Below are 19812 nucleotides of genomic sequence, written 5' to 3' on the forward strand. Positions count from 1 at the left end.
ACACGGTGAAGGGGACACCGAGACATGTCCGAAGTCAAGAAACCGCCGTCGCCTGGGGAGGGCGGCCGGTGGACGGGGTTCGTCACCACACGGCCGAGGCTCTCGCTGCTGCTCGCCCTCGTGGTCACGGCTCTGGCCGTCTTCGCCGGCGGCGGCGTCGCCGACCGTCTGGGAAGCGGGGGCTGGGAGGATCCCGGCGCCCGCTCCACCTACGCCACCAAGGCGCTGGAGCGCGAGTTCCCCGGCTCCCAGCCCAATTTGCTGCTGCTCGTCGACGCCGGGGCCGCCGGGGCCGCTGGGGTGGCCGGGGTGGACGACCCCGCCGTCGCCGCGGAAGCGGAGCGGCTGACGGCGCGGCTCGCCGCCGAGCAGGGGGTGACCGGCGTGGGCTCGTACTGGCGGACCGCTCTGCCGACCCTGCGCTCCGAGGACGGCCGGCAGGCCCTGATCGTTGCCCGGGTGCTCGGCGACGAGAAGGCGGCCAACGCCGTCCTGGACCGGATCGCCCCGAGCTACCGCGGCGTGCACGGACCGGTGAAGGTCTCCCTGGGCGGGCCGGCCGCCGTCCAGCGCGAGGTGACCTCCACCGTCCAGGAGGACCTGCTGCGCGCCGAGCTGATCGCCCTGCCCGTGACGCTCGTCCTGCTCGTCCTCGTCTTCGGCAGCGCCGTCGCCGCCCTGCTGCCCCTCGGGGTCGGCATCGTCGCCGTCCTCGGAACCAATGCCGTGCTGCGCGGGCTCACCGAGTTCACCGAGGTCTCCGTCTTCGCGCAGAACCTCACCACCGCCCTCGGGCTCGGACTCGCCGTCGACTACGCCCTGTTCATCGTCCGGAGGTTCCGCGAGGAGCTGGCCGCCGGGCACGACCCGGTGGCGGCCGTCGGGATCACCCTGCGCACCGCCGGGCGGACGGTCCTGTTCTCGGCGCTGACCGTGGCCGTGGCCCTCTCGGCCATGCTCTTCTTCCCGATGTACTTCCTGCGCTCCTTCGCCTACTCCGGAGTCGCGGTGGTCCTGCTCGCCGCGGCGGCCGCGCTCATCCTGCTGCCCGCGGCGCTGGTGCTGCTGGGGGAGCGGGTCAACTCCTTCGATCTGCGCCGGCTGTGGCGCCGGGCCGGGCCGGCCGGGAGCGACCCGGGCCGGGCCGGGGGCGGGCGGGGCTGGGCCCGGCTGACCGGCCTGGTGATGCGGCGTGCTCCGGTGTTCGCCGTGGCCACCACGGCCGGCCTGCTGCTCCTCGGACTGCCCTTCCTCGGCGTGAAGTTCGGCACCGTGGACGACCGGCAACTGCCGGCGACCGCCGCATCGCACGTGGTGCAGGAGCAGATCCGCTCCGGCTTCCCGGGCAGCCCCGGCGGAGCGCTGACCGTACTGACCGAGGGGGCCTCCGGCACCGCCGATCTCGACGCCTACAAGCGGCGGGTGGAAGCCCTGCCCGGCGTGGTGGGGGTGGAAGGGCCGGTGAGTTCGGCGGCCGGCACCGGATACGCCTACTTCTCGGTGCTCACCGAAGGCGAGGAGGTGGGAGAGGAGGCCCAGGACCTCGTGGGCCTGGTCAGGGCGGTGGACGCGCCCTTCGACACCTCCGTGACCGGACAGGCGGCGGTGCTCGTCGACGCCCGCGAGGCCATAGCCGAGAAACTGCCCCTGGCCCTGGCCGTCGTGGTGCTGGCCACGCTGCTCCTGGTCTTCCTGCTCACCGGCAGCCTGCTGATACCCGTCCAGGCCGTGCTGCTCAACGCGCTGAGCCTGACGGCCATGTTCGGGGCGGTGGTGTGGGTGTTCCAGGAAGGGCACCTCTCCGGACTGCTCTCCTTCACCCCGACCGGAGACATCGAGACGACCCTGCCCGTGCTGATGTTCTGCATCGCCTTCGGGCTCTCCATGGACTACGGGGTGTTCCTCATATCCCGGATCAAGGAGGAGTACGACCGGACCGGGGACCACGAGGGCGCGGTGCGCGCCGGGCTGACCCGCACGGGCGGACTGATCACCGCGGCCGCCGTGATCCTGGCGGTGGTGATGGTCGCCATCGGCAGCTCGCGGGTGACGAACACCAAGATGCTCGGCCTGGGGATCGCGCTGGCGGTGCTGATGGACGCGATGGTCGTGCGGAGCCTGCTGGTGCCGGCGGTGATGAAGCTGACCGGGAAGGCCACCTGGTGGGCGCCGGCGCCGCTGCGCAGACTGCACGAACGCTTCGGGCTGAGCGAGGGGGAGCCGGCGCCGGCCGCCGAGCGGCCCGAGCCGGAGTCCGATCCCGAGCCGGTAACCGCCGGAAGCCGCTAGCGGACGGGGCCCGGAAGGGTCCCGTCCCTGGACCGGACGCCGTGTCAGTCCTCGCGGCGTCCGCGGTTGCCGGGCCGGCGCGCCACCCAGGCGCGGATGGTATCGGCGTACCAGTAGGGCTTTCCGCTCTCCACGTGGTCGGGTGCGGGCAGCAGCCCGTGCTTGCGGTAGGAGCGCACCGTGTCCGGCTGGACCCGGATGTGAGCGGCGATCTCTTTGTACGACCACAGCTGTCGGTCGCTCATCCTCGACACCTCCTTGTCCACGCCGCGGGGCCGGCCGGGAGGCCGTCGGGGGAGCCGGCGCGTGGACACTGACGATCACTCAGGTTGTGCCGGGGGAACGACGCAGGGCGACGTCAGGGGAGGGGCTGTCGTCCGCCTGTGACGGAAGACCCGCGTAATGCGGACATGCGTGACACGAGGGCGACCGTCGTGACACCGGTGGCACATGTGGAGCGCACCGCGGTGACGCGTCACATCGGCAGGGAGAACAGCCGTACCGGCCCCGAGGGCCAGTCCGCGCCCCCGTACGTCGGGTGCGACGGCCACTCCTCCGACGCCCACCACCTCCGTCTCGGCGCCGCCGATGGCAACGGTCAGCCGGAGCAGGCCCGCGTGTGCCAGCAGGCGGTCGCCGTAACCGACGCCGAAGTGGTGCTCCTTGGGCGGCCAGACCAAGCCGGCCGAGGGGGTGCGTCCCGCGGCCGGGGCGGGCGGATCAGCGGTAGAGGGACGGGCGTTGGGCCAGCGCCACCCCGGTCCGTACGCCGCTGCGTGCCGCGGCCAGGCCCGCCTCGGAGACGGCAGCGGCCGCGTACCCGTCCCATGCGTCGGGGCCGTCCACCCCGCCCCGCGCGGCCGCCGCGACCCAGCGGCGGAGCTGGCGGTCGTAGGCGTCGGCGAACCGCACCGTGAAGTCCTGGTCGATCTCCCCGCCCCACCGGCCCTCCGACTGGACGACCATCGCGTGGCCGTCGCCGATCCGGGCGGTGCCGGACTCGCCGACCGCCTCGCACTGCACCTGGTAGCCGAAGCCGCAGTTGACGAAGATCTCCACGTCGACCACGGCGCCTCCCGAGGTCTCCATGAGGACGAACCGGGGGTCGCGCAGCCCCTCCCGGGCGGCCGAGGCGGGCGTCGGGGAGAACACGGTCACGGCGGTGATCTCCTGGCCCAGCAGCCAGCGGGCCGCGTCCACCTCGTGCACCACCGAATCGCTGATCAGCATGTCGCTGGTGAAGAAGGACGGCGAGGAGGCGTTGCGGTGCCGGCAGTGCAGGAACAGCGGCCGCCCGATGCCGCCCGCGTCGAGCAGCTCCTTGAGCCGCGCGTACTCGGCGTCGTAGCGCCGCATGAAGCCGACCTGGACGAGCCGGCGGCCCAGCCGCGCCTCCGCCTCCATGATCCGCAGTGCGCCCGCCGGATCGGGGGTCAGCGGCTTCTCGCAGAGCACCGGCAGCCGCCGCTCCAGCGCGTACAGGATCGCTTCCTCATGGGCGGGCCCGGGCGAGGCGATCAGTACGGCGTCCACCCCGGGCGCCGCTATCGCGGCCGCCGGGTCGGTGTGCGCGCTCGCCCCCTCCAGACCGGCCGCGACCTCCTTGACCCGGTCCCCGTCCGGGTCGGCCACGGCCGCCACCCGGGCCCCGCCGACCGTCCGGCCGAAGCGGCGGACGTGGTCGGAGCCCATCTTCCCGGTACCGATGACGGCGATGCCGAGCGTGCTGGTCATGTTCTGTTTCCTCCACGAGGGTTCGTACGGCCGGCGAATTCCGGTTCAGCGGGCGCCGCAGGAGCGCAGGTGCGCGCGGGTGCGGCGGGCGATCGGCAGCGGCCGGTCGGGCGGGCACGGGTACATGTCCTGTTCCACGATGGCGAACAGGTCCACACCGAGCCGCTCGGCGGCCGCCAGCACCGGTTCCAGCGGTGGCACCCCCGCAGGCGGCTCGCACATCACCCCGCGGGCCACGGCCGGACCGAAGGGGACCTGGTCCCGGACGACTTCGGCGAGGATCCGCGGATCGACCTGCTTGAGGTGCAGGTAGCCGATCCGCTCGCCGAAGGTCTCGATGGCCCGGACGCTGTCCCCGCCGCAGTACGCGTAGTGCCCGGTGTCCAGGCAGAGGGAGACCAGCGCGGGATCGGTGGCGTCGAGGAAGCGCGCCACGTTCTCGGGGGTGTCGATGTGCGTGTCCGCGTGCGGGTGTACGACGATCCGCAGCCCGTACTCGTCCTGGACCCGCTTCCCCAGCCGCTCGGTCTGCGTGGTCAGTTCGCGCCAGGCCCCGGGACCGAGGGTGCGGTCCTCCAGCACCTCGCCGGTCTTGTCGTCCCGCCAGAAGGACGGGATCACGACGAGGTGGGCCGCGCCCATGGCCCGGGTGAGCTCCGCGATCCGCGACACGTGCTCCCAGGTGTCCTCCCACACGGCGGGCCCGTGATGGAGTCCGGTGAAGACGGTTCCCGCGGAGACCCGCAGGCCGCGCGCCCCGATCTCCTCGGCGAGCCGGCCGGGATCGGTGGGGAGATAGCCGTAGGGGCCGAGCTCGATCCACTCGTACCCGGCTTCGGCGACCTCGTCGAGGAACCGCTCCCACGGTGTCTGACGGGGATCGTCGGGGAACCAGACCCCCCAGGAGTCCGGAGCCGAACCGACGCGGATACGGGTCAACGCGGGTGGTGAGGACGTCATACGGCCACCTTAGGGTGCGAGGCTCTGGGGTACGGGGAGCACTCGGTCGGGAGGAATGGTGTGGTGATGGCTGCGGATCCGTTGGCGTTCGACCTGATCACGATGGGGCGCATCGGGGTGGATCTCTACCCCCTGAAGACGGGCGTACCGCTCGGCGAGGCGGACACCTTCGGGAAGTTCCTGGGGGGTTCCCCGGCCAACGTCGCCGTCGCGGCCGCCCGGCTCGGACGGCGGACGGCGGTGATCACCCGGACCGGCGCGGACCCGTTCGGCGCGTATCTCCGCGCGGAGCTGCGCGGGTTCGGGGTGGACGACCGGTGGGCCGGTGAGGTGGCGGCCTATCCGACGCCGGTGACCTTCTGCGAGATCTTCCCGCCGGACGACTTCCCGCTGTACTTCTACCGCCACCCGAAGGCGCCCGACCTGGAGATCGCCGCGGACGAGCTCGACCTCGACGCGGTGCGGGCGGCGCGGGTGTTCTGGATGACCGGTACGGGACTCAGCGCGGAGCCGAGCCGGACGGCCACCCTGGCCGCTCTGGAGGCGCGCGGCAGGAGCCCGCTCACGGTGTTCGACCTGGACTGGCGCCCGATGTTGTGGCCCTCGGGGGAGGGGGCCGGGTCAGGGCCGGCGCCCGAGGGCGGGACGGCCGGATCCGGAGCCGGACCCGGGCCTGGGGGCGGTGGTCGGGACGCCGGGCCGGGAGAGTGGTACCACCGGGCGCTGTCCCTCGCCACGGTGGCCGTGGGCAACGCCGAGGAGTGCGCGATCGCCACCGGTGAGACCGAGCCGTACGCGGCCGCTCGGGCCCTGCTCGGCGCCGGAGTGGAGCTGGCGGTGGTCAAGCGGGGCCCGGCGGGGGTCTTGGCCGTCCATCGGGACGGGACGGCGGTGGAGGCCGCGCCGGTGCCGGTGACCGTCGTCAACGGCCTCGGTGCGGGGGACGCCTTCGGCGGGGCGCTGTGCCACGGGCTGCTCGCGGGGTGGGAGTTGGAGCGGGTGATCGGCTACGCGAACGCGGCCGGCGCGATCGTGGCCTCGCGGCTGGCGTGCTCGACGGCGATGCCGTTCGCCGGGGAAGTGGAGGAGGTGCTCGGCCGTGCCGGTGGTGTCTGAGTGGGCGATGGAGTGGACGAGGCTGCGCGTGCTCGACCTCGGGCCGGGGGAGGTGTACGCGCACCCGTGCGGGGAGTCGGAGTGGATCGTGCTCCCCCTGGCGGGTGGCTGCGAGGTCCGCTGCGCGGAGCCCTCCCCCACCCCGCCCCTTCCCGAAACCGGTGGCTCTGCCCCCAGCCCCCCGTCCCGGGGCTCCGCCCCGGACCCGGCGGGGGCTCCGCCCCCGGCCCCCCGCGCCTCAAACGCCGGCGAGGCTGGAGGCGCATCCCGCGCCTCGGGGCGTACGGTGCGCCCCGCGCACGTGCCGGCTGACGCCGGGGAAAATACAGCCCCTCCGGCGTTTGAGGAGCGGGGTCCGGGGCGGAGCCCCGGGAGCGGACCGCAGGTCTTCCGACTCCGGGGGCGACGCGGGGTGTTCGACGGCCCCACCGACTTCGCCTACGTCCCCCGGGACGGCCACGCCGAGATCCGGTCGGCCGCCGGCGGCCGCTTCGCGCTCGTCGGCGCCCGCTGCGAGCGCCGCCTGCCGGCCCGCTACGGGCCCGCCCGGGGGGTCCCGGTAGAGCTCCGCGGAGCCGGACAGTGCTCCCGCCAGGTCAACAACTTCGCCGCCGCCGGAGTCTTCGACTGCGACCGGCTCATCGCCGTGGAGGTGCTGACCCCCGGCGGCAACTGGTCCTCGTACCCGCCCCACAAGCACGACGAGCACCACCCCGGCGTGGAATCCCGGCTGGAGGAGATCTACTACTACGAGATCGCCCCGCACGGGGACACGCCCGGCCTCGGCTACCAGCGTGTCAGCCCCTCCCCGGCGGGGAAGACCGACATCCTCACCGAGGTGAGGACCGGCGACGCGGTCCTCATCCCGGACGGCTGGCACGGCCCCTCCATCGCCGCGCCCGGCCACGACATGTACTACCTCAACGTCATGGCGGGGCCCGGCGCCACCCGGGAATGGCTCATCCGGGACCACCCCGACCACGGGTGGATCCGCTCCACCTGGACCGGCCGGGACGTCGACCCCCGGCTGCCCTTCCACCGAGCGGAGGACCCCGCATGACCCAGCCCGTCCGCATGACCCGGACCGTCCGGCTCACCGTCGCGCAGGCCCTCGTCCGGTTCCTCTCCCGCCAGTACACCGAGCGCGACGGGCACCGCCGGCGCCTGATCGCCGCCACCTGGGGGATCTTCGGCCACGGGAACGTCGCCGGCATCGGCCAGGCCCTGCTGGAGACCGGCCGCGAGGAGATGCCCTTCCTGCAGGGCCGCAACGAGCAGGCCATGGTGCACGCCGCCGTCGGGTACGCCCGGCAGAGCGGGCGGCTGTCCGCGCACGCCGTCACCACCTCCATCGGCCCGGGCGCCACCAACCTCGTCACCGGCGCCGCCCTCGCCACCATCAACCGGATCCCGGTGCTCCTGCTGCCCGGGGACGCCTTCGCGACCCGTCCCGCCGACCCCGTGCTCCAGCAGCTGGAGGTCCCCCATGCGGGTGATGTCTCCGTCAACGACACCCTGCGCCCGGTCTCCCGCCACTTCGACCGCGTCACCCGTCCCGAAGCCCTGATCCCCGCCGTGCTCCAGGCCGTACGGGTGCTCACCGACCCGGTGAGCACCGGCGCCGTCACCCTCGCGCTGCCGCAGGACGTACAGGCCGAGGCGTACGACTGGCCCGAGGAGTTCTTCGCCGAGCGGGTGTGGGGCGTACGCCGGCCCCGGCCCGACCGGGCCGAGCTGGCGGCGGCCGCCCGGGCCGTACGGGGCTCCGCGCGGCCGCTGATCATCGCCGGCGGCGGGATCCGGCACAGCGCGGCGGGGGCGGCGCTGGCGGAGTTCGCCGAGGCCACCGGGATCCCGGTCGCCTCCACCCAGGCGGGCAAGGGGGCCCTGCCGTGGGACCACCCCGCCGACGTGGGCGGGATCGGTCACACCGGCACGGCCACCGCCGACGCACTGGCCCGCGAAGCCGATCTGGTGATCGCCGCCGGGACCCGGCTCACCGATTTCACCACCGCCTCCGCGACGCTGTTCCAGCACCCCGGCGTGCGGTTCCTCGGGCTCAACCTCGACCCGTACGACGCCCACAAACTCGCCGCCAGCCCCCTGGTCTGCGATGCGCGGGCGGGCCTGGAGGAACTCTCGGCCGAGGTCGCCGGGTACAGGGTGGACCCCCCGTACGAGGCGGCGTACAAAGAAGGGAAGAGGGCGTGGGAGCGGCTGGTCGACCGGGCCTACGCGGCTCCCGACGAGGACGCCGTCCCGACGCAGGCACAGGTGCTGGGTCTGCTGGACGGGCTCGTCGACGGTGACGACATCCTGATCAATGCCGCCGGCTCGCTCCCCGGGGACCTGCACAAGCTGTGGCGGGCCCGCTCCGCGGACCAGTACCACGTCGAGTACGGGTACTCCTGCATGGGCTACGAGATCCCCGCCGCCATCGGCACCGCGCTGGCCGCGCCCGGCCGGCCGGTGTGGGCGCTGGTCGGCGACGGGACGTACCTGATGAATCCGACCGAGATCGTCACCGCGGTGCAGGAGGGGATCCCGGTCAGGCTGGTGATCCTCGACAACCACGGCTACGCCTCGATCGGCGGCCTTTCGGACGCGGTGGGCGCCGAGGGGTTCGGAACCGCCTACCGCTTCCGGGCGGTGGACGGTTCGTACAGCGGTGCGCCCCTGCCGCTGGACCTGGCGGCCAACGCGGCCTCTCTCGGGATGGCCGTAATTCGCCCCCGCACCATCGGTGACCTGCGCAAAGCCCTCGCGGAGGCGCGGTCGGCCGACCGTCCCACATGTGTCTACGCGCAGACCCGAACACCCGACACAGTGTCGGGCCCGCCCCCCGCACAGGCGTGGTGGGATGTCCCTGTGGCCGAGACCGCGACCCGTGCGTCGGCGGCCCGGGCCCGAGAAGAGTACGACCGGCAAGCCGCGCAGCGACGTCGCCATCTGTGAAGGAGTCAGTCATGAAGACCGTCAACCACTGGATCGGTGGCAAGACCGTCGAGGGCGCGTCGGGCAACTACGGCCCGGTCACCGACCCGGCCACCGGCGAGGTCACCACGCAGGTCGCCCTCGCGTCCGCCGACGAGGTCGACGCGGCCGTGAAGGTCGCCAAGGAGGCGTTCCTGTCCTGGGGGCAGTCCTCGCTGGCCGCCCGCACCAAGGTGCTGTTCGCCTACCGCGCCCTGCTGGACGCCAACCGCGACGCGATCGCCGACCTGATCGTCGCCGAGCACGGCAAGGTGCACTCGGACGCGCTGGGCGAGGTCGCCCGCGGCCTGGAGATCGTCGAGCTGGCCTGCGGGATCACCGTGCAGCTCAAGGGCGAGCTGTCCACCTCGGTGTCCAGCCGCGTGGACGTCGCCTCGATCCGCCAGCCCATCGGCGTGGTCGCGGGCATCACCCCGTTCAACTTCCCGGCGATGGTGCCGATGTGGATGTTCCCGCTGGCCGTGGCCTGCGGCAACACCTTCATCCTCAAGCCGAGCGAGAAGGACCCCTCGGCCTCCACGCTGCTGGCCCAGCTCGCGAGCCAGGCCGGTCTGCCGGCGGGCGTGCTGAACGTGGTCCACGGTGACAAGGTCGCCGTGGACGCGCTCCTCGCGCACCCCGACATCGCGGCCGTCTCCTTCGTGGGTTCGACCCCGATCGCCCGCCACATCCACACCACCGCCTCCGCCAACGGCAAGCGCGTACAGGCCCTGGGCGGCGCCAAGAACCACATGCTGGTGCTGCCGGACGCCGACCTGGACGCCGCCGCCGACGCGGCCGTCTCGGCCGCCTACGGCTCGGCCGGCGAGCGCTGCATGGCCATCTCCGCCGTCGTGGCCGTCGGCTCCATCGGCGACACCCTCGTGGAGAAGATCCGCGAGCGCGCCGAGAAGATCAAGATCGGCCCCGGCAACGACCCGCTCTCGGAGATGGGGCCGCTGATCACCGCCGCCCACCGCGACAAGGTCGCCTCGTACGTGACGGGCGCGGCCGCGCAGGGCGCCGACGTGGTCCTGGACGGCACCGGCTACACGGTGGAGGGCAACGAGAACGGCCACTGGATCGGCCTCTCGCTGCTGGACAACGTCAAGACCGACTCCGACGCCTACCGCGACGAGATCTTCGGCCCGGTGCTGTGCGTGCTGCGCGTCGAGACCTACGAGGAGGGCGTGGCGCTCATGAACGCCTCGCCGTTCGGCAACGGCACCGCCATCTTCACCCGCGACGGCGGCGCCGCCCGCCGCTTCCAGCTGGAGATCGAGGCGGGCATGGTCGGCGTCAACGTGCCGATCCCGGTGCCGGTGGGCTACCACTCCTTCGGTGGCTGGAAGGACTCGCTCTTCGGCGACCACCACATCTACGGCAACGACGGCATCCACTTCTACACCCGGGGCAAGGTCGTCACGACCCGCTGGCCCGACCCGTCCGACGCCCCGGCCGGCGTGGACCTCGGGTTCCCGCGCAACCACTGACGGGAACCCCGGCGGCAGCTCTCCGTCCGAGGGTCCTCGCGCGGCTCCCTCGGCCGGAGTTGCCGGGCTCATCTCCGTCCGGGGTCCCCGGCCGGAGCCCCGTCCGGCCGCACGCCTCGTAAGAGCGCACGCCTCGTAAGACCGCTCGCCCCCCGCAACCCTCACCGCGGGGGGCGAGCCCGTTTCCGGCGGGGCTTCCGGCCCGCCTCAGACCAGCGACCAGACGTCCGCGGTCGCCGTCCTCGACCAGACGGGGTCGCCGTGGCCGTAGCCCGGGACGACGGTGTAGCGGACCCGCTGGTTGCCGCCCGGACCAGCCGGGGGCCGTGCGTGTGGTCGCCGCGGCCCGGCCCGAACGCCCCGTCCAGCGCATCCGTGACCGCGGGCCAGATCCCGGCGGTGCGCCGCGAGCTCCCGGTCGGGGCCGGTGCCCTCGGCGGTCCCGGCGTCCTCGGGCGGGGTGACTCCGACGACCAGCAGGCCGTCGCGGCGCAGCCGGTGGGCGAGGTTCAGGTTTCAGGCCGCCGCCCGGCAGGAGGTAGGCGATCCCGCACGGGACCCGCCGGGCGTCCGCGACCACGTCCACGTCCACCGTGAAACCGGTGCCGGACCGCCGCCGTCGAGCGGGAGCGTGAGCCGGATCCAGCCGTCCCCCGGAGGACACCTTTTCCGGTCAGCGCGCCTCCGCCAAGTCCGGTGCCGGCTCCGGCCGTTCGGCGGCGGCGGCCCGGCGGCGCCGGCGCAGTACCCGGGCGGCGATGGCGGCGCCGACCAGCACCAGGAGGGCGCCGAGCGCGGTCCACGGCACGGCGAGGAGATCAGTGGCGGAGGAGGAGACGAGGTCGGGGTAGGCCGAGGCGCCGGCGGTGATCTCGACGGTGACCCAGTCCGACTGGGGCGCGTCCGCCCACTCCTCGGTCAGCTCGATCCGCTGGCCCGGCAGCAGCACGAGCTTCAGCTCGCGGGCCGGCCGGTCGAGCACCCGGCGGCCGAACAGCCCGTCGGCGGAGACCGTCACCTTCGGCTCGACGACCACGTTGCCCCGGTTGACCAGGGAGTACGTGATCTTGGCACGGGCGTCCTTGACCCAGGGCAGCAGCGGCGCCGCCCGGCTGATCTTCACGTCCTCGACGCTCAGCCCCGGGGTCACCGGTCCGGGGACCCGGAAGTACAGGCGGGCGCCGACCTGGCGCTTCACCCCGACCTGTACCTTGCCCTCCTGCTGGATGCCCTCCACGGCGGTGTTGAGGGCGACGATCCCGCCCACGTGGTCACCGGGCGTCGCGTCCGCGGGGACCTTCACGGAGAACGGGAAGTCCTTGCGGCCCTTGGGCGGCACGGTGACGGTGTTCTTGGTCTCGGGCGGCAGCACGACCCACGTGCCCACGTCCTTGGGCTTCGTCTCCACCGGCAGCAGCGCGAAACCGCCGCCCACCGGGGTGTTGACGGCGTCCGTGGCGAATATCTGGAACGTCAGCTCCTTGTCGGAGGAGTTCACGATCGTCGCGCTGTCGCTGATGGTGGTGCCGGCCTCGCCCTGGTGGAAGAAGTACGCGCGGTCGGTCATCGCCGCACCGGCCGGGGGCGTCGGGAAGACGCCCCAGGTGCCGTTGTCCGCGGCCGTCGCGGGGAGGGCGGGGAGCAGCAGGGCGGCGAGGCCGAGGAGCAGGCCGAGGAGGAGGGTGCGGGTGCGCATGGGCGGTTCTCCAGTCGGGCCGGACGGGGTGGGGGTTCGCTGGGGGATTGCGGCGGATCGCGCGGGAGGGGTGGTGCGCGGAAGGGTGGTGCGGCGCCGGAGCGCCGCACCACCCGGGGTGGAGCGGGGTCGTACGGGTCAGGCGATCGAGAAGGTGACGACCGACTGGTAGCTGTCCGCGAACATGAACGGCGGGAGCTGGATCATTCCGGCGCCGCCGATCTCGAACTCGCCACCGGTCAGGTTGTCGCCGCCCGCGGCCGCCGAGGCGACCTTCAGCGGGACGTCGGAGATCGCACCGGGCGTACCGGCGGCGCAGGTGCTCGGGCTGTCCGCGTTGGTCACCTTGCAGGTCGGCTGGATGCCGATCTGCGCCGTGGCCATGGAGTGGCCGGTGACCGAGTTCAGGAACGGCGTCCGGGTCGCCGACACGTCCCAGCCGAGGGTCCCGCCGCGGAAGTCCTGGACGGCCATCGCGGTGAACTGGCCCACGACCGACTGGGACTTGCCGTTGATGGTGACCGAACCGAAGCTGACGGCGGGGTTGCCCGCCTGCGGGCCGATGGCCAGCGGGCCGGGCAGGACCTCTACGTCGACCGGGTTCTGCACGCCCGGCTGCGGAACGATGAAGATGTAGTCCTTGTACGGGAGGATCGAGCCGTCGATCCGGATCTTGTCGGCGGGCTGGTTGACGATGATGTTGCAGGTCGCGACACCGGCCGCGGTGGCCGTGCCGCTACCCGTGTCACCCGTGGCCGTACCGTTCTTGAGCGCGGAACAGGTGACCGCGCCCGCCGGGAAGTTGGCGCCCGTGACGACGACTTCCTGGCCCGCCTCGCCGCTGTTGGGCGACAGCTTGGTGGTGATCGGGTCCTTGGGCAGGGCCTCCACGACGACCGAGCCGAGCGAGGCGCTCGGGCGGGGGTTCGGCGTACAGGTGGTGGTGAAGACCGAGCCCATGAGGCTCGCGTCGGTCACCGCCAGGTCCAGGGCCACGGTCACCGTGGTGCCTTCGGAACCGTCCGGGATCTTGACGGTGCCGGAGAAGGCGGCGGGGTTGAGCGCCTGTCCGGCGATCACGTCGACCGTCTCGGGCGGGCTGACGACCGTCTGGAGGGTCGACCCGACCTTGAGGGTGATCTTGGAGACGTTCGTGGTCGTCACCGAGAAGCTGGGGATGACGGGGCTCGCACCCGGGTCGATGGTGATCGGGACCACGTCGCCGGCCTTGGCGCCGTCGGGCAGCGTGATCGTGTAGGGCTGGGTGCCCGAACCACCCGGCTGGGGCGCGGGCGCGACGCAGTCCATCGGGACGGGCGTCGTCTGGGTCGCGGCCTGCGCGGTGCCCGACAGACCCACCACGGCGCCCGTCAGGGCCAGGGACAGAGCGCCGGCCCCGGCTAGAACTCTTCGTCGAAACGTTGTACTCACTGGGTCGCGACTCCTTCGTCATACGAACCCTCCCCCCACCCGCTGTGTGGGGGAGGTCGAGCCGGTGCGGTGGCCGACATTGACGCGTCGCGGTGATGAGAAGTCAATGACTTGCTTTCGCCCGAAGCACACAGAAATTGATGTGCCATCAGGCCGGGTGGAGCGGAGGGGCGGATACCTGCGGCCGGTGGGCCGTGCGGGCGGGGCGGGTGGGGTTCCGGGGCGGCCCCGCCCGGGGCCGGACGGGGCTCGTGGCCTGGGCCTTCTGCGCAGGCCGCCCGATGGGCCGGACGGAGCCCGCCGGAGCGGGGCGGGTGCCGCCGGTGCGGGGCCCCGTACGGGCTACTTGTCGGTCGGTACGTGCAGCAGCAGGTTCGGTGCCCCGGCCGGCAGGCCGGTGACCCGGTCCCGCACGGAGTCCCGTACGAGGGTTTCGGCCACCTGCGCGGGCGTCTGGCGCGGGCCCCCGGCCGCCAGCCCGCGCGCCAGCACCAGCGCGGCGGCGCCCGCCACGTGCGGGGCCGCCATCGAGGTGCCGGAGGCGCGGGCGGTGGCGGTGGCGGAGCCCTTCCAGGCGGACGTGACGGCCACGCCGGGGGCGGAGAGATCCACGCAGGAGCCGTAGTTGGAGAAGGCGGGCCGGCGGTCCTGCGCGTCCGTCGCGCCCACGGTCAGCGCCTGCGGGACGCCGGCGGGGGAGCCGGTGCAGGCGTTCTCGCCGGAGTTGCCCGCCGCCACGGCGAAGGTGATGCCGGACGCGATCGCCCGCGTCACCGCCCGGTTGAGGGCGAAGCTGTGGCCGCCGCCCAGGCTCATGTTGGCCACGGCCGGGGTGGCGGGCGACTTGAGGGCGTCCTTCACCATCCAGTCGATGCCGCGCGTGATGGCCGACAGCGTCGCGTCCCCGCGGCAGTCCGCCACCTTCACGGCGACGAGCGAAACCCCTTTGGCCACCCCGTAGGTGGCTCCGCCGACGGTCCCCGCGACGTGCGTGCCGTGGCCGTTGCAGTCCGTGGCGCGTTCCATGAACACCGCGTTGGCGCCCCAGCGGGCCCGGCCGCCGAACTCCTGGTGCAGGGTGTTGATCCCGGTGTCCACGATGTACGCGGTGATCCCCTCGGCCTTGCCCGGATACGCGTACGAGCCGTCGAGGGGCAACGCCCCCTGGTCGAGCCGGTCCAGCGCCCAGGGCGCGGGCGTCTGGACGAGGGGCGGGACGAGGGGCTGGGCGGGGGGCGGGACGGGGGTGTCGCCGAGGGGGGTGTCGTCGACCTCGGTGTCGTCGCGCGGGGTGCTGCCGGCGGGCGTGCCGTCGGCCGGGGTGCCGTCGGCGGGGGTGGCTTTGATCGGGCTGCCGTCGGCCGGAGTGCTGGTGACGGGGGTGCGATTGGCGGGGGTGTCGTCGGCCGGAGTGCTGGTGAGGGGGGTGCTGCCGTTGGCGGCAGTGGCGTCGAGCGGGGTGCCGTCGGCCGTGGTGGCACCGCCGGGGGTGCCGTCCGCCGGGGCGCTGTCGGCCGGGGTGCTGGTGACGGGCGTGCTGTCGGCCGGCGTGGCGCTGGTCGGGGTGTCGCTGATCCGGAAGAGGGCGTCGGGTTCCACGGAGGCCACCCGGGGATCGGCCGCGAGTTCGGCGGCCCGGGCGGCGGTGGTACGGACGGCGAAGCCGCTCAGGACGGTGTCGTAGACGGCCCCGACCCGGTCACCGGCGGCCTCGGCCTCGGCGGCGAGGGCGCGCGTGGCCGCGACCGCGGAGGCGCGGGTGGTGCCGTCCTTGAGGACGACGACGTAGGGGGCGGTGGGGACGTCGGCGGCTGCGGCGGTGGCGGTGGGGGCGTACGGCGGCAGGGCGGTGGCCGCCGCCAGCAGGGCGGCGGCCGGGAGCAGCGTGGTGAATGCGGTCATGCCGCCGATGCTCGGCGAGGCACGGGCCGACCGCGCGGAGGGTGCGCCGACTGGCCCCACGACACGCCGCCCCAGGGGGCGGTGGACGGCTAGGACGTGTACTTCGGATCAGACCGGGCCGGCGCCGCCCGGCACCGGACGACGCGGTCGGATCCGGCCGGAGTCGAAGGACAGGGCCTAGCGGGCGAAGGGCCAGCCGAGCATCCTGAAGACGCCTTCGTCGCGGGCGCCGGCCGCCCCGTACGTGGCCAGCGCGGCCTCGTTGTCGGTGTCGACGCCCACCCACATGCCGTAGCAGCCGCGCGACTCGGCCTCGGTGGCGAGTGCCTCGGTCAGGGCCCGGCCGAGGCCGCGTCGGCGGTGGTCCTCATGCACGGAGAGCTCGTAGAGGCACATCTCGGTGCCCTTGTCGGGGTGGATCATCTCGATGCCGGAGACCATGCCGACGGGTACGCCGTCCACGTAGGCGATCAGCATCAGGTGCCCCGGGGCGGCGAGGAACCGCTGTGACCAGTCCTCGCGGGCGGGACCGTCGAAGAGGGCCTCCGCAGCGTGGAGTTCGGCAACGGTGAGGGCGGGGCGGATGTCCATGGCGATGACGATAGCCGTGCCGATGACGGCGCCGAGCGAGGCGACGAGAGAGGTGCCGGAAGGTGTGCCGATGGCGGCCCGAGGAGGGTGCTGGGAGTGGGTGACGGCGGTGCGAGGAGGGGCCTGGACGAGGGCGGTGGCGGTCCCGAGAGGAGTTGTCTGGGAAGGGGCCTGGAGGGGAGCGATGGCGGTGCCGAGAGGGGCTGGCTGGGAGGGGTGCCGGAAGGCGTGCCCGCAGCGGTGTCGAGACGGGTGCCGGGAGCGTGCCGGGAGGGGAGCGATGGCCGCGCCGAGGGAAAGGGCCGGAATGGATGCCGACGGCGGTACAGGGAGAGTTGGCTGGGAGGGAGGCGACGGCGGTGCCGAGAGGGGTGGTTGAGAGGAGGGCGACGGCGGTGCCGAGAGGGGTGGTTGAGAGGAGGGCGACGGCGGTGCCGAGAGGGGAGGGGCGGGCGCCGGAAGGGGTGCCGGGAGCGTGCCGGGAAGAAGCCGATGGCGGTGCCGAGAGGGCGTTGGGCAGGTGCTGGAAGGGTTGCCCACGGCGGTGTCCTGGGCGGCGTTGAGGGAAGGGCCGGAATGAGTGTCGGGAGGGATCCCGAAGGAAGCGTCGGAGGGGTGCCGGAGGAGCGTCGGGAGAAGTGCCGAAGGCTGCTGGCGAAGGGCCGGCGCAGTCGCGGGGAAGGGGCGGCGAAGGGCTGGCGGAGAGGCGGGGAAGGGCCGGCGGAGAGGCGGGGAAGGGGCGGGGAAGGGCTGGCGGAGAGGCGGGGAAGGGCCGGCGGAGGGCCGGCGGAGAGGCGGGGAAGGGCCGGCGGAGGGCCGGCGTAGAGACGGCGACGGGGCGGCGAAGGCGGTGCCGTAGAGACGGCGAAGGCGGTGGCGATAATGGGCGGATGGGTAACGGGGGGCGTGGTTTTGACACTGAGTGGTGGGCTGCGCCCGAGCCTTTGCGGAGGGCGCTCGCCCTCGCCTACGAGGCACTCGCGGCCGGAGGCCTTGCGGTGGGGGCGGTGCTGACGGACGCCGACGGGCAGCCGGTCGCCGAGGGGCGCAACGAGGCGTACGAGGACGGCCCGGGCGCCGGGCCGCTGCGCGGGACACCGCTCGCCCACGCGGAGATGAACGCGCTGGGGGCCGCCCGGACGGGCTGGGACCTGGGCGCGGCGACGCTGTGGAGCACCCAGGAGCCGTGCTCGATGTGCGCGGCGGCTGCCGAGTTCACCGGCGTCGGGCGGGTGCGCTACCTGGCCCCGGACCCGTGGGCGCTGTCGAGCGGCAACGGCGCCGGCTCCAGCGCCGAACCGGGCTTGCCGCAATGGCTGCTGGTGGCCAACGCCATGTTCCTGCGGAGCGTGGTCACGGCTTCGGAGGGCCCCCGGGAACCGCGGATCCTGACGCACCACCGGGCCGTCGAACCGGAGACCACGGCCTTCCACGACATCCTGCCGGCGGGCTTGCCGACGGCCGCCTCACCGGAGGACTGGCTGCGCCCCCACTGGGCCCGTCTCACGGAACTCTCGGCTGCCCGCGAGCTGCGCACACCTCGTTGACACCCGGGGCGGGCCCGGATCAGGGGGTCGTGGCCGACACCTGCCGGACCGTGGTGCCGTCCTGCACCACCGCCCCGGGGGACGGGGTGCCGTCGGTCCAGGCGTAGACCTGCTTGCCGCGCACCGTGACCTGGTACTGGTGGGCGCCCCGGCACTCGGGCCGCTCCTCGGACCTGGTGCCGGCCGGCCACCACTTGGCCTCCAGAGCCGTCCCCGCGTGCTTGCTCGGCGTGCCCGCCGAGCACTGCGGGCCGTCCAGCGGGGTCGCGCCCAGCGTGAAGCGGAGCAGCCGCGCCTCACCGTCGGTGCGCGCCATTATTCGCACGTCGGTCGCGTCCTTCGGCACCCAGCGCGGCAGCACCCACTTAGCCTCTCCGCGCGCCGGCTCCCCGCGCGTCGGAGCGTCGGCGGCCGTCGCGAAGCGCATGCCTTTCTCCTTGAACACCCGGTCGTTGATCGTGTCGGTCAGGGGGTTGGGCGGGAGGTTGGGCAGGGCGATGGCAGCGGTGGCGAGGACTCCCACGGTGGCGGCGACGATGACGAGAGGACGGCGGTTCATGTCTACGAGTATTCGCGGCGGCGGCCGTAGTCCGCGTCCCTCCCGAGGACCAACCGAATCTCTGCCGGAAGGGTGACATCGGCTCATACCTGAGTACCGGTCCGGCCCTCCGGTGCAGGTCAGGATCCATCCCGGAGGCCGTCAACTCCCGTCAACTCCCGTTAACGGCAAGAGCGGCAAGAGCGGCAAGAGCGGCAAGAGCGGCGGTGCCGGGCGCCCGCGCTCGCGGCCGCCCCGACACCCGTGGTTGCACCTGTCGTTAGAGGGAGCGTGCCCCACCGTCACACCCTCACCCCCGCCCCTGCATCACCCGCTCGGCCCCCCGCCCGGGCCGGGGCCCGGGCGTCCGCTCTCGTCGCCGGCGCCCTGGCGGCCGTACTGGCCCTCGCGCCGGCGGCGTCCGCGGCTCGGCGGGCTCCGCTGGTTCCGGAGGACAAGCCTCAGGTGCTCAGCGGTTGGACGCAGCCGGGCGCGGCCAGCCAGAGCGCCTGGGTCGCGGCGCGCGGGAACCGGGCCGAGTGGGACCCGTACGGCTTCGACTGGTCCACGGACTACTGCACCACGTCCCCGGACAACCCCTTCGGCTTCCCCTTCCGGACGGCCTGCGCCCGGCACGACTTCGGCTACCGCAACTACAAGGCGGCGGGGGAGTTCCAGGCGGCCAAGACCCGGCTGGACGACATGTTCCACGCCGACCTGAAGCAGGTCTGCGCACGCTACTCGGGCGCCCGCAAGGCCTCCTGCGACGGCACCGCGTGGACCTACCACCAGGCCGTGAAGGCCTTCGAGTAGTCCTCCGGACCTACGCCCCTGCCCATGGCCCTGGCCCAACCCGTGCCCCTGCCACCGGCCTCGTCCGGCGTGGTCACAGCGAGACGGGCCCGACGTCAGCGGCGGTCCGGGCCAATGCTCGGACGATGGGGGTCGGAGGTGGAGTGCGCCGTGTCCTCCGCCCCCTGGCGGCGGGCACCTGCCCGACGGCCCGGGGGAGCGGGCTCCCGCCGTGCGCGTGCGTTGCCACTGCGTTCGTCATCGCCGCCGCCGGACTGGTCGCCGCCGCCTCGCCGTTCGGCGGGACTGCGGACCCCACCGCAAGGGGTGGCGGAGGGGCCAAAGGATGGCGGAGGGGCTTACGTGAACGCTACGGAGGTCGCGCCAACCACCTGCGGCATACCTGTCCGACGAACTGGCTGAATGACGGGGTGCCGCAGCCCAAGTGGCTGACTGGGCTGGGAACAGCGTTCCGGTCCTCCTCGCCGTCTAAGCCCGGTGCGTCACGGGTCAGCTTGCTGATCTCAAGCGGCGGATCGAGCACGGAGGGGAGCTTCCCGAGGTGCCCGAGGTGCCCGAGGTGCCCGAGGTCGGCGGAACGGCACGGAGAACTTCACCGCGTATTCTCCGTGGCCACCCGCAGAGACCGGTGACAGCCGGACAGCCCCGGACTCTGGATGGGAAGCATCTGGGGCTTATGGCGGCGCTACGCCGGCCACGCTAAGGTGCCCTGACCTGCACGAAAGCCCT

16 protein-coding genes are annotated in these 19812 nt (G+C 73.4%); 7 read left to right on the forward strand and 9 right to left on the reverse strand.

Going from position 1 to position 19812, the window contains the following annotated elements; genetic code table 11:
* Nucleotides 1-24 precede the first annotated feature (24 nt).
* The gene (locus AC6CKD_RS12790; RefSeq protein WP_498327254.1) at nucleotides 25-2289 is read left to right on the forward strand and encodes an MMPL family transporter; all 2265 of its coding nucleotides are present in this window, start codon (nucleotides 25-27) and stop codon (nucleotides 2287-2289) included.
* Nucleotides 2290-2333: 44 nt separating this feature from the next.
* Here AC6CKD_RS12790 and AC6CKD_RS12795 read toward each other — a convergent pair whose 3' ends face one another.
* The 4 genes from AC6CKD_RS12795 to AC6CKD_RS12810 all read right to left on the reverse strand — a co-directional run bounded on the left by AC6CKD_RS12795 (nucleotide 2334) and on the right by AC6CKD_RS12810 (nucleotide 4983).
* On the reverse strand, nucleotides 2334-2534 hold the full coding sequence (locus AC6CKD_RS12795; protein ID WP_365920209.1) for a helix-turn-helix transcriptional regulator: 201 nt from the start codon (nucleotides 2532-2534) through the stop codon (nucleotides 2334-2336).
* A gap of 75 nt (nucleotides 2535-2609) precedes the next feature.
* Nucleotides 2610-2969, reverse strand: coding sequence for a GNAT family N-acetyltransferase (locus tag AC6CKD_RS12800; protein ID WP_498327255.1), 360 nt, complete (start codon nucleotides 2967-2969; stop codon nucleotides 2610-2612).
* A gap of 40 nt (nucleotides 2970-3009) precedes the next feature.
* Nucleotides 3010-4023, reverse strand: coding sequence for a Gfo/Idh/MocA family protein (locus AC6CKD_RS12805; protein WP_498327256.1), 1014 nt, complete (start codon nucleotides 4021-4023; stop codon nucleotides 3010-3012).
* Between the two features lie 45 nt (nucleotides 4024-4068).
* Entirely contained in the window at nucleotides 4069-4983 is a 915-nt protein-coding gene (locus AC6CKD_RS12810) for a sugar phosphate isomerase/epimerase family protein (RefSeq protein WP_498327258.1), read from the reverse strand.
* Between the two features lie 66 nt (nucleotides 4984-5049).
* Between AC6CKD_RS12810 and iolC the strand changes: the two genes are divergently transcribed.
* The 4 genes from iolC to AC6CKD_RS12830 are packed head-to-tail and all read left to right on the forward strand — an operon-like array spanning nucleotide 5050 to nucleotide 10565.
* Complete coding sequence (gene iolC / locus AC6CKD_RS12815) at nucleotides 5050-6099, forward strand: 5-dehydro-2-deoxygluconokinase (RefSeq protein ID WP_498327259.1); 1050 nt, start codon at nucleotides 5050-5052, stop codon at nucleotides 6097-6099.
* 7 nt (nucleotides 6100-6106) lie between these two features.
* On the forward strand, nucleotides 6107-7159 hold the full coding sequence (iolB, locus tag AC6CKD_RS12820) for a 5-deoxy-glucuronate isomerase (protein WP_498327571.1): 1053 nt from the start codon (nucleotides 6107-6109) through the stop codon (nucleotides 7157-7159).
* A complete protein-coding gene (iolD, locus tag AC6CKD_RS12825) occupies nucleotides 7156-9054 on the forward strand; it encodes a 3D-(3,5/4)-trihydroxycyclohexane-1,2-dione acylhydrolase (decyclizing) (RefSeq protein WP_498327260.1) in 1899 nt (632 codons plus the stop codon). Before iolB ends, iolD begins: the two co-directional genes overlap by 4 nt.
* Before the next feature lie 11 nt (nucleotides 9055-9065).
* Complete coding sequence (locus AC6CKD_RS12830; protein WP_498327261.1) at nucleotides 9066-10565, forward strand: CoA-acylating methylmalonate-semialdehyde dehydrogenase; 1500 nt, start codon at nucleotides 9066-9068, stop codon at nucleotides 10563-10565.
* A 673-nt stretch (nucleotides 10566-11238) separates the two neighbouring features.
* Here the strand turns inward: AC6CKD_RS12830 and AC6CKD_RS12835 are convergent.
* The 4 genes from AC6CKD_RS12835 to AC6CKD_RS12850 all read right to left on the reverse strand — a co-directional run bounded on the left by AC6CKD_RS12835 (nucleotide 11239) and on the right by AC6CKD_RS12850 (nucleotide 16185).
* Nucleotides 11239-12261 (reverse strand): WxL protein peptidoglycan domain-containing protein, encoded by a 1023-nt coding sequence (locus tag AC6CKD_RS12835; protein WP_498327262.1) that lies wholly within the window; start codon nucleotides 12259-12261, stop codon nucleotides 11239-11241.
* A gap of 138 nt (nucleotides 12262-12399) precedes the next feature.
* Nucleotides 12400-13692 (reverse strand): hypothetical protein, encoded by a 1293-nt coding sequence (locus AC6CKD_RS12840; RefSeq protein WP_498327263.1) that lies wholly within the window; start codon nucleotides 13690-13692, stop codon nucleotides 12400-12402.
* 342 nt (nucleotides 13693-14034) lie between these two features.
* Complete coding sequence (locus tag AC6CKD_RS12845; protein WP_498327264.1) at nucleotides 14035-15594, reverse strand: S8 family peptidase; 1560 nt, start codon at nucleotides 15592-15594, stop codon at nucleotides 14035-14037.
* A gap of 177 nt (nucleotides 15595-15771) precedes the next feature.
* Nucleotides 15772-16185: a GNAT family N-acetyltransferase gene (locus AC6CKD_RS12850; protein ID WP_498327265.1), complete on the reverse strand. Its 414-nt coding sequence runs from the start codon at nucleotides 16183-16185 to the stop codon at nucleotides 15772-15774.
* A 944-nt stretch (nucleotides 16186-17129) separates the two neighbouring features.
* Here AC6CKD_RS12850 and AC6CKD_RS12855 point away from each other — a divergent pair.
* Nucleotides 17130-17732 carry a nucleoside deaminase gene (locus AC6CKD_RS12855; protein WP_498327266.1) on the forward strand — a complete coding sequence of 201 codons (603 nt, stop codon included), beginning with the start codon at nucleotides 17130-17132 and terminating at the stop codon, nucleotides 17730-17732.
* A 19-nt stretch (nucleotides 17733-17751) separates the two neighbouring features.
* On the opposite strand, the gene AC6CKD_RS12860 is transcribed toward AC6CKD_RS12855, so the two are convergent.
* Nucleotides 17752-18291, reverse strand: a complete 540-nt coding sequence (locus AC6CKD_RS12860; RefSeq protein WP_498327268.1) for a hypothetical protein — start codon at nucleotides 18289-18291, stop codon at nucleotides 17752-17754.
* A 366-nt stretch (nucleotides 18292-18657) separates the two neighbouring features.
* On the opposite strand from AC6CKD_RS12860, the gene AC6CKD_RS12865 reads away from it, so the two are divergent.
* Nucleotides 18658-19083 (forward strand): phospholipase, encoded by a 426-nt coding sequence (locus AC6CKD_RS12865; protein WP_498327572.1) that lies wholly within the window; start codon nucleotides 18658-18660, stop codon nucleotides 19081-19083.
* Nucleotides 19084-19812: the final 729 nt, after the last annotated feature.

The sequence above is a fragment of the Streptomyces sp. GQ60 genome, from assembly GCF_059758875.1.

Excerpts from the sequence above, each read along its gene's own strand:
- AC6CKD_RS12790 (WP_498327254.1), top strand. The coding sequence starts at position 25 with ATGTCCGAAGTCAAGAAACCGCCGTCGCCTGGGGAGGGCGGCCGGTGG.
- AC6CKD_RS12795 (WP_365920209.1), bottom strand. The coding sequence starts at position 2,534 with ATGAGCGACCGACAGCTGTGGTCGTACAAAGAGATCGCCGCTCACATC.
- AC6CKD_RS12805 (WP_498327256.1), bottom strand. The coding sequence starts at position 4,023 with ATGACCAGCACGCTCGGCATCGCCGTCATCGGTACCGGGAAGATGGGC.
- AC6CKD_RS12810 (WP_498327258.1), bottom strand. The coding sequence starts at position 4,983 with ATGACGTCCTCACCACCCGCGTTGACCCGTATCCGCGTCGGTTCGGCT.
- iolC (WP_498327259.1), top strand. The coding sequence starts at position 5,050 with ATGGCTGCGGATCCGTTGGCGTTCGACCTGATCACGATGGGGCGCATC.
- iolB (WP_498327571.1), top strand. The coding sequence starts at position 6,107 with ATGGAGTGGACGAGGCTGCGCGTGCTCGACCTCGGGCCGGGGGAGGTG.
- iolD (WP_498327260.1), top strand. The coding sequence starts at position 7,156 with ATGACCCAGCCCGTCCGCATGACCCGGACCGTCCGGCTCACCGTCGCG.
- AC6CKD_RS12830 (WP_498327261.1), top strand. The coding sequence starts at position 9,066 with ATGAAGACCGTCAACCACTGGATCGGTGGCAAGACCGTCGAGGGCGCG.
- AC6CKD_RS12835 (WP_498327262.1), bottom strand. The coding sequence starts at position 12,261 with ATGCGCACCCGCACCCTCCTCCTCGGCCTGCTCCTCGGCCTCGCCGCC.
- AC6CKD_RS12845 (WP_498327264.1), bottom strand. The coding sequence starts at position 15,594 with ATGACCGCATTCACCACGCTGCTCCCGGCCGCCGCCCTGCTGGCGGCG.
- AC6CKD_RS12850 (WP_498327265.1), bottom strand. The coding sequence starts at position 16,185 with ATGGACATCCGCCCCGCCCTCACCGTTGCCGAACTCCACGCTGCGGAG.
- AC6CKD_RS12860 (WP_498327268.1), bottom strand. The coding sequence starts at position 18,291 with ATGAACCGCCGTCCTCTCGTCATCGTCGCCGCCACCGTGGGAGTCCTC.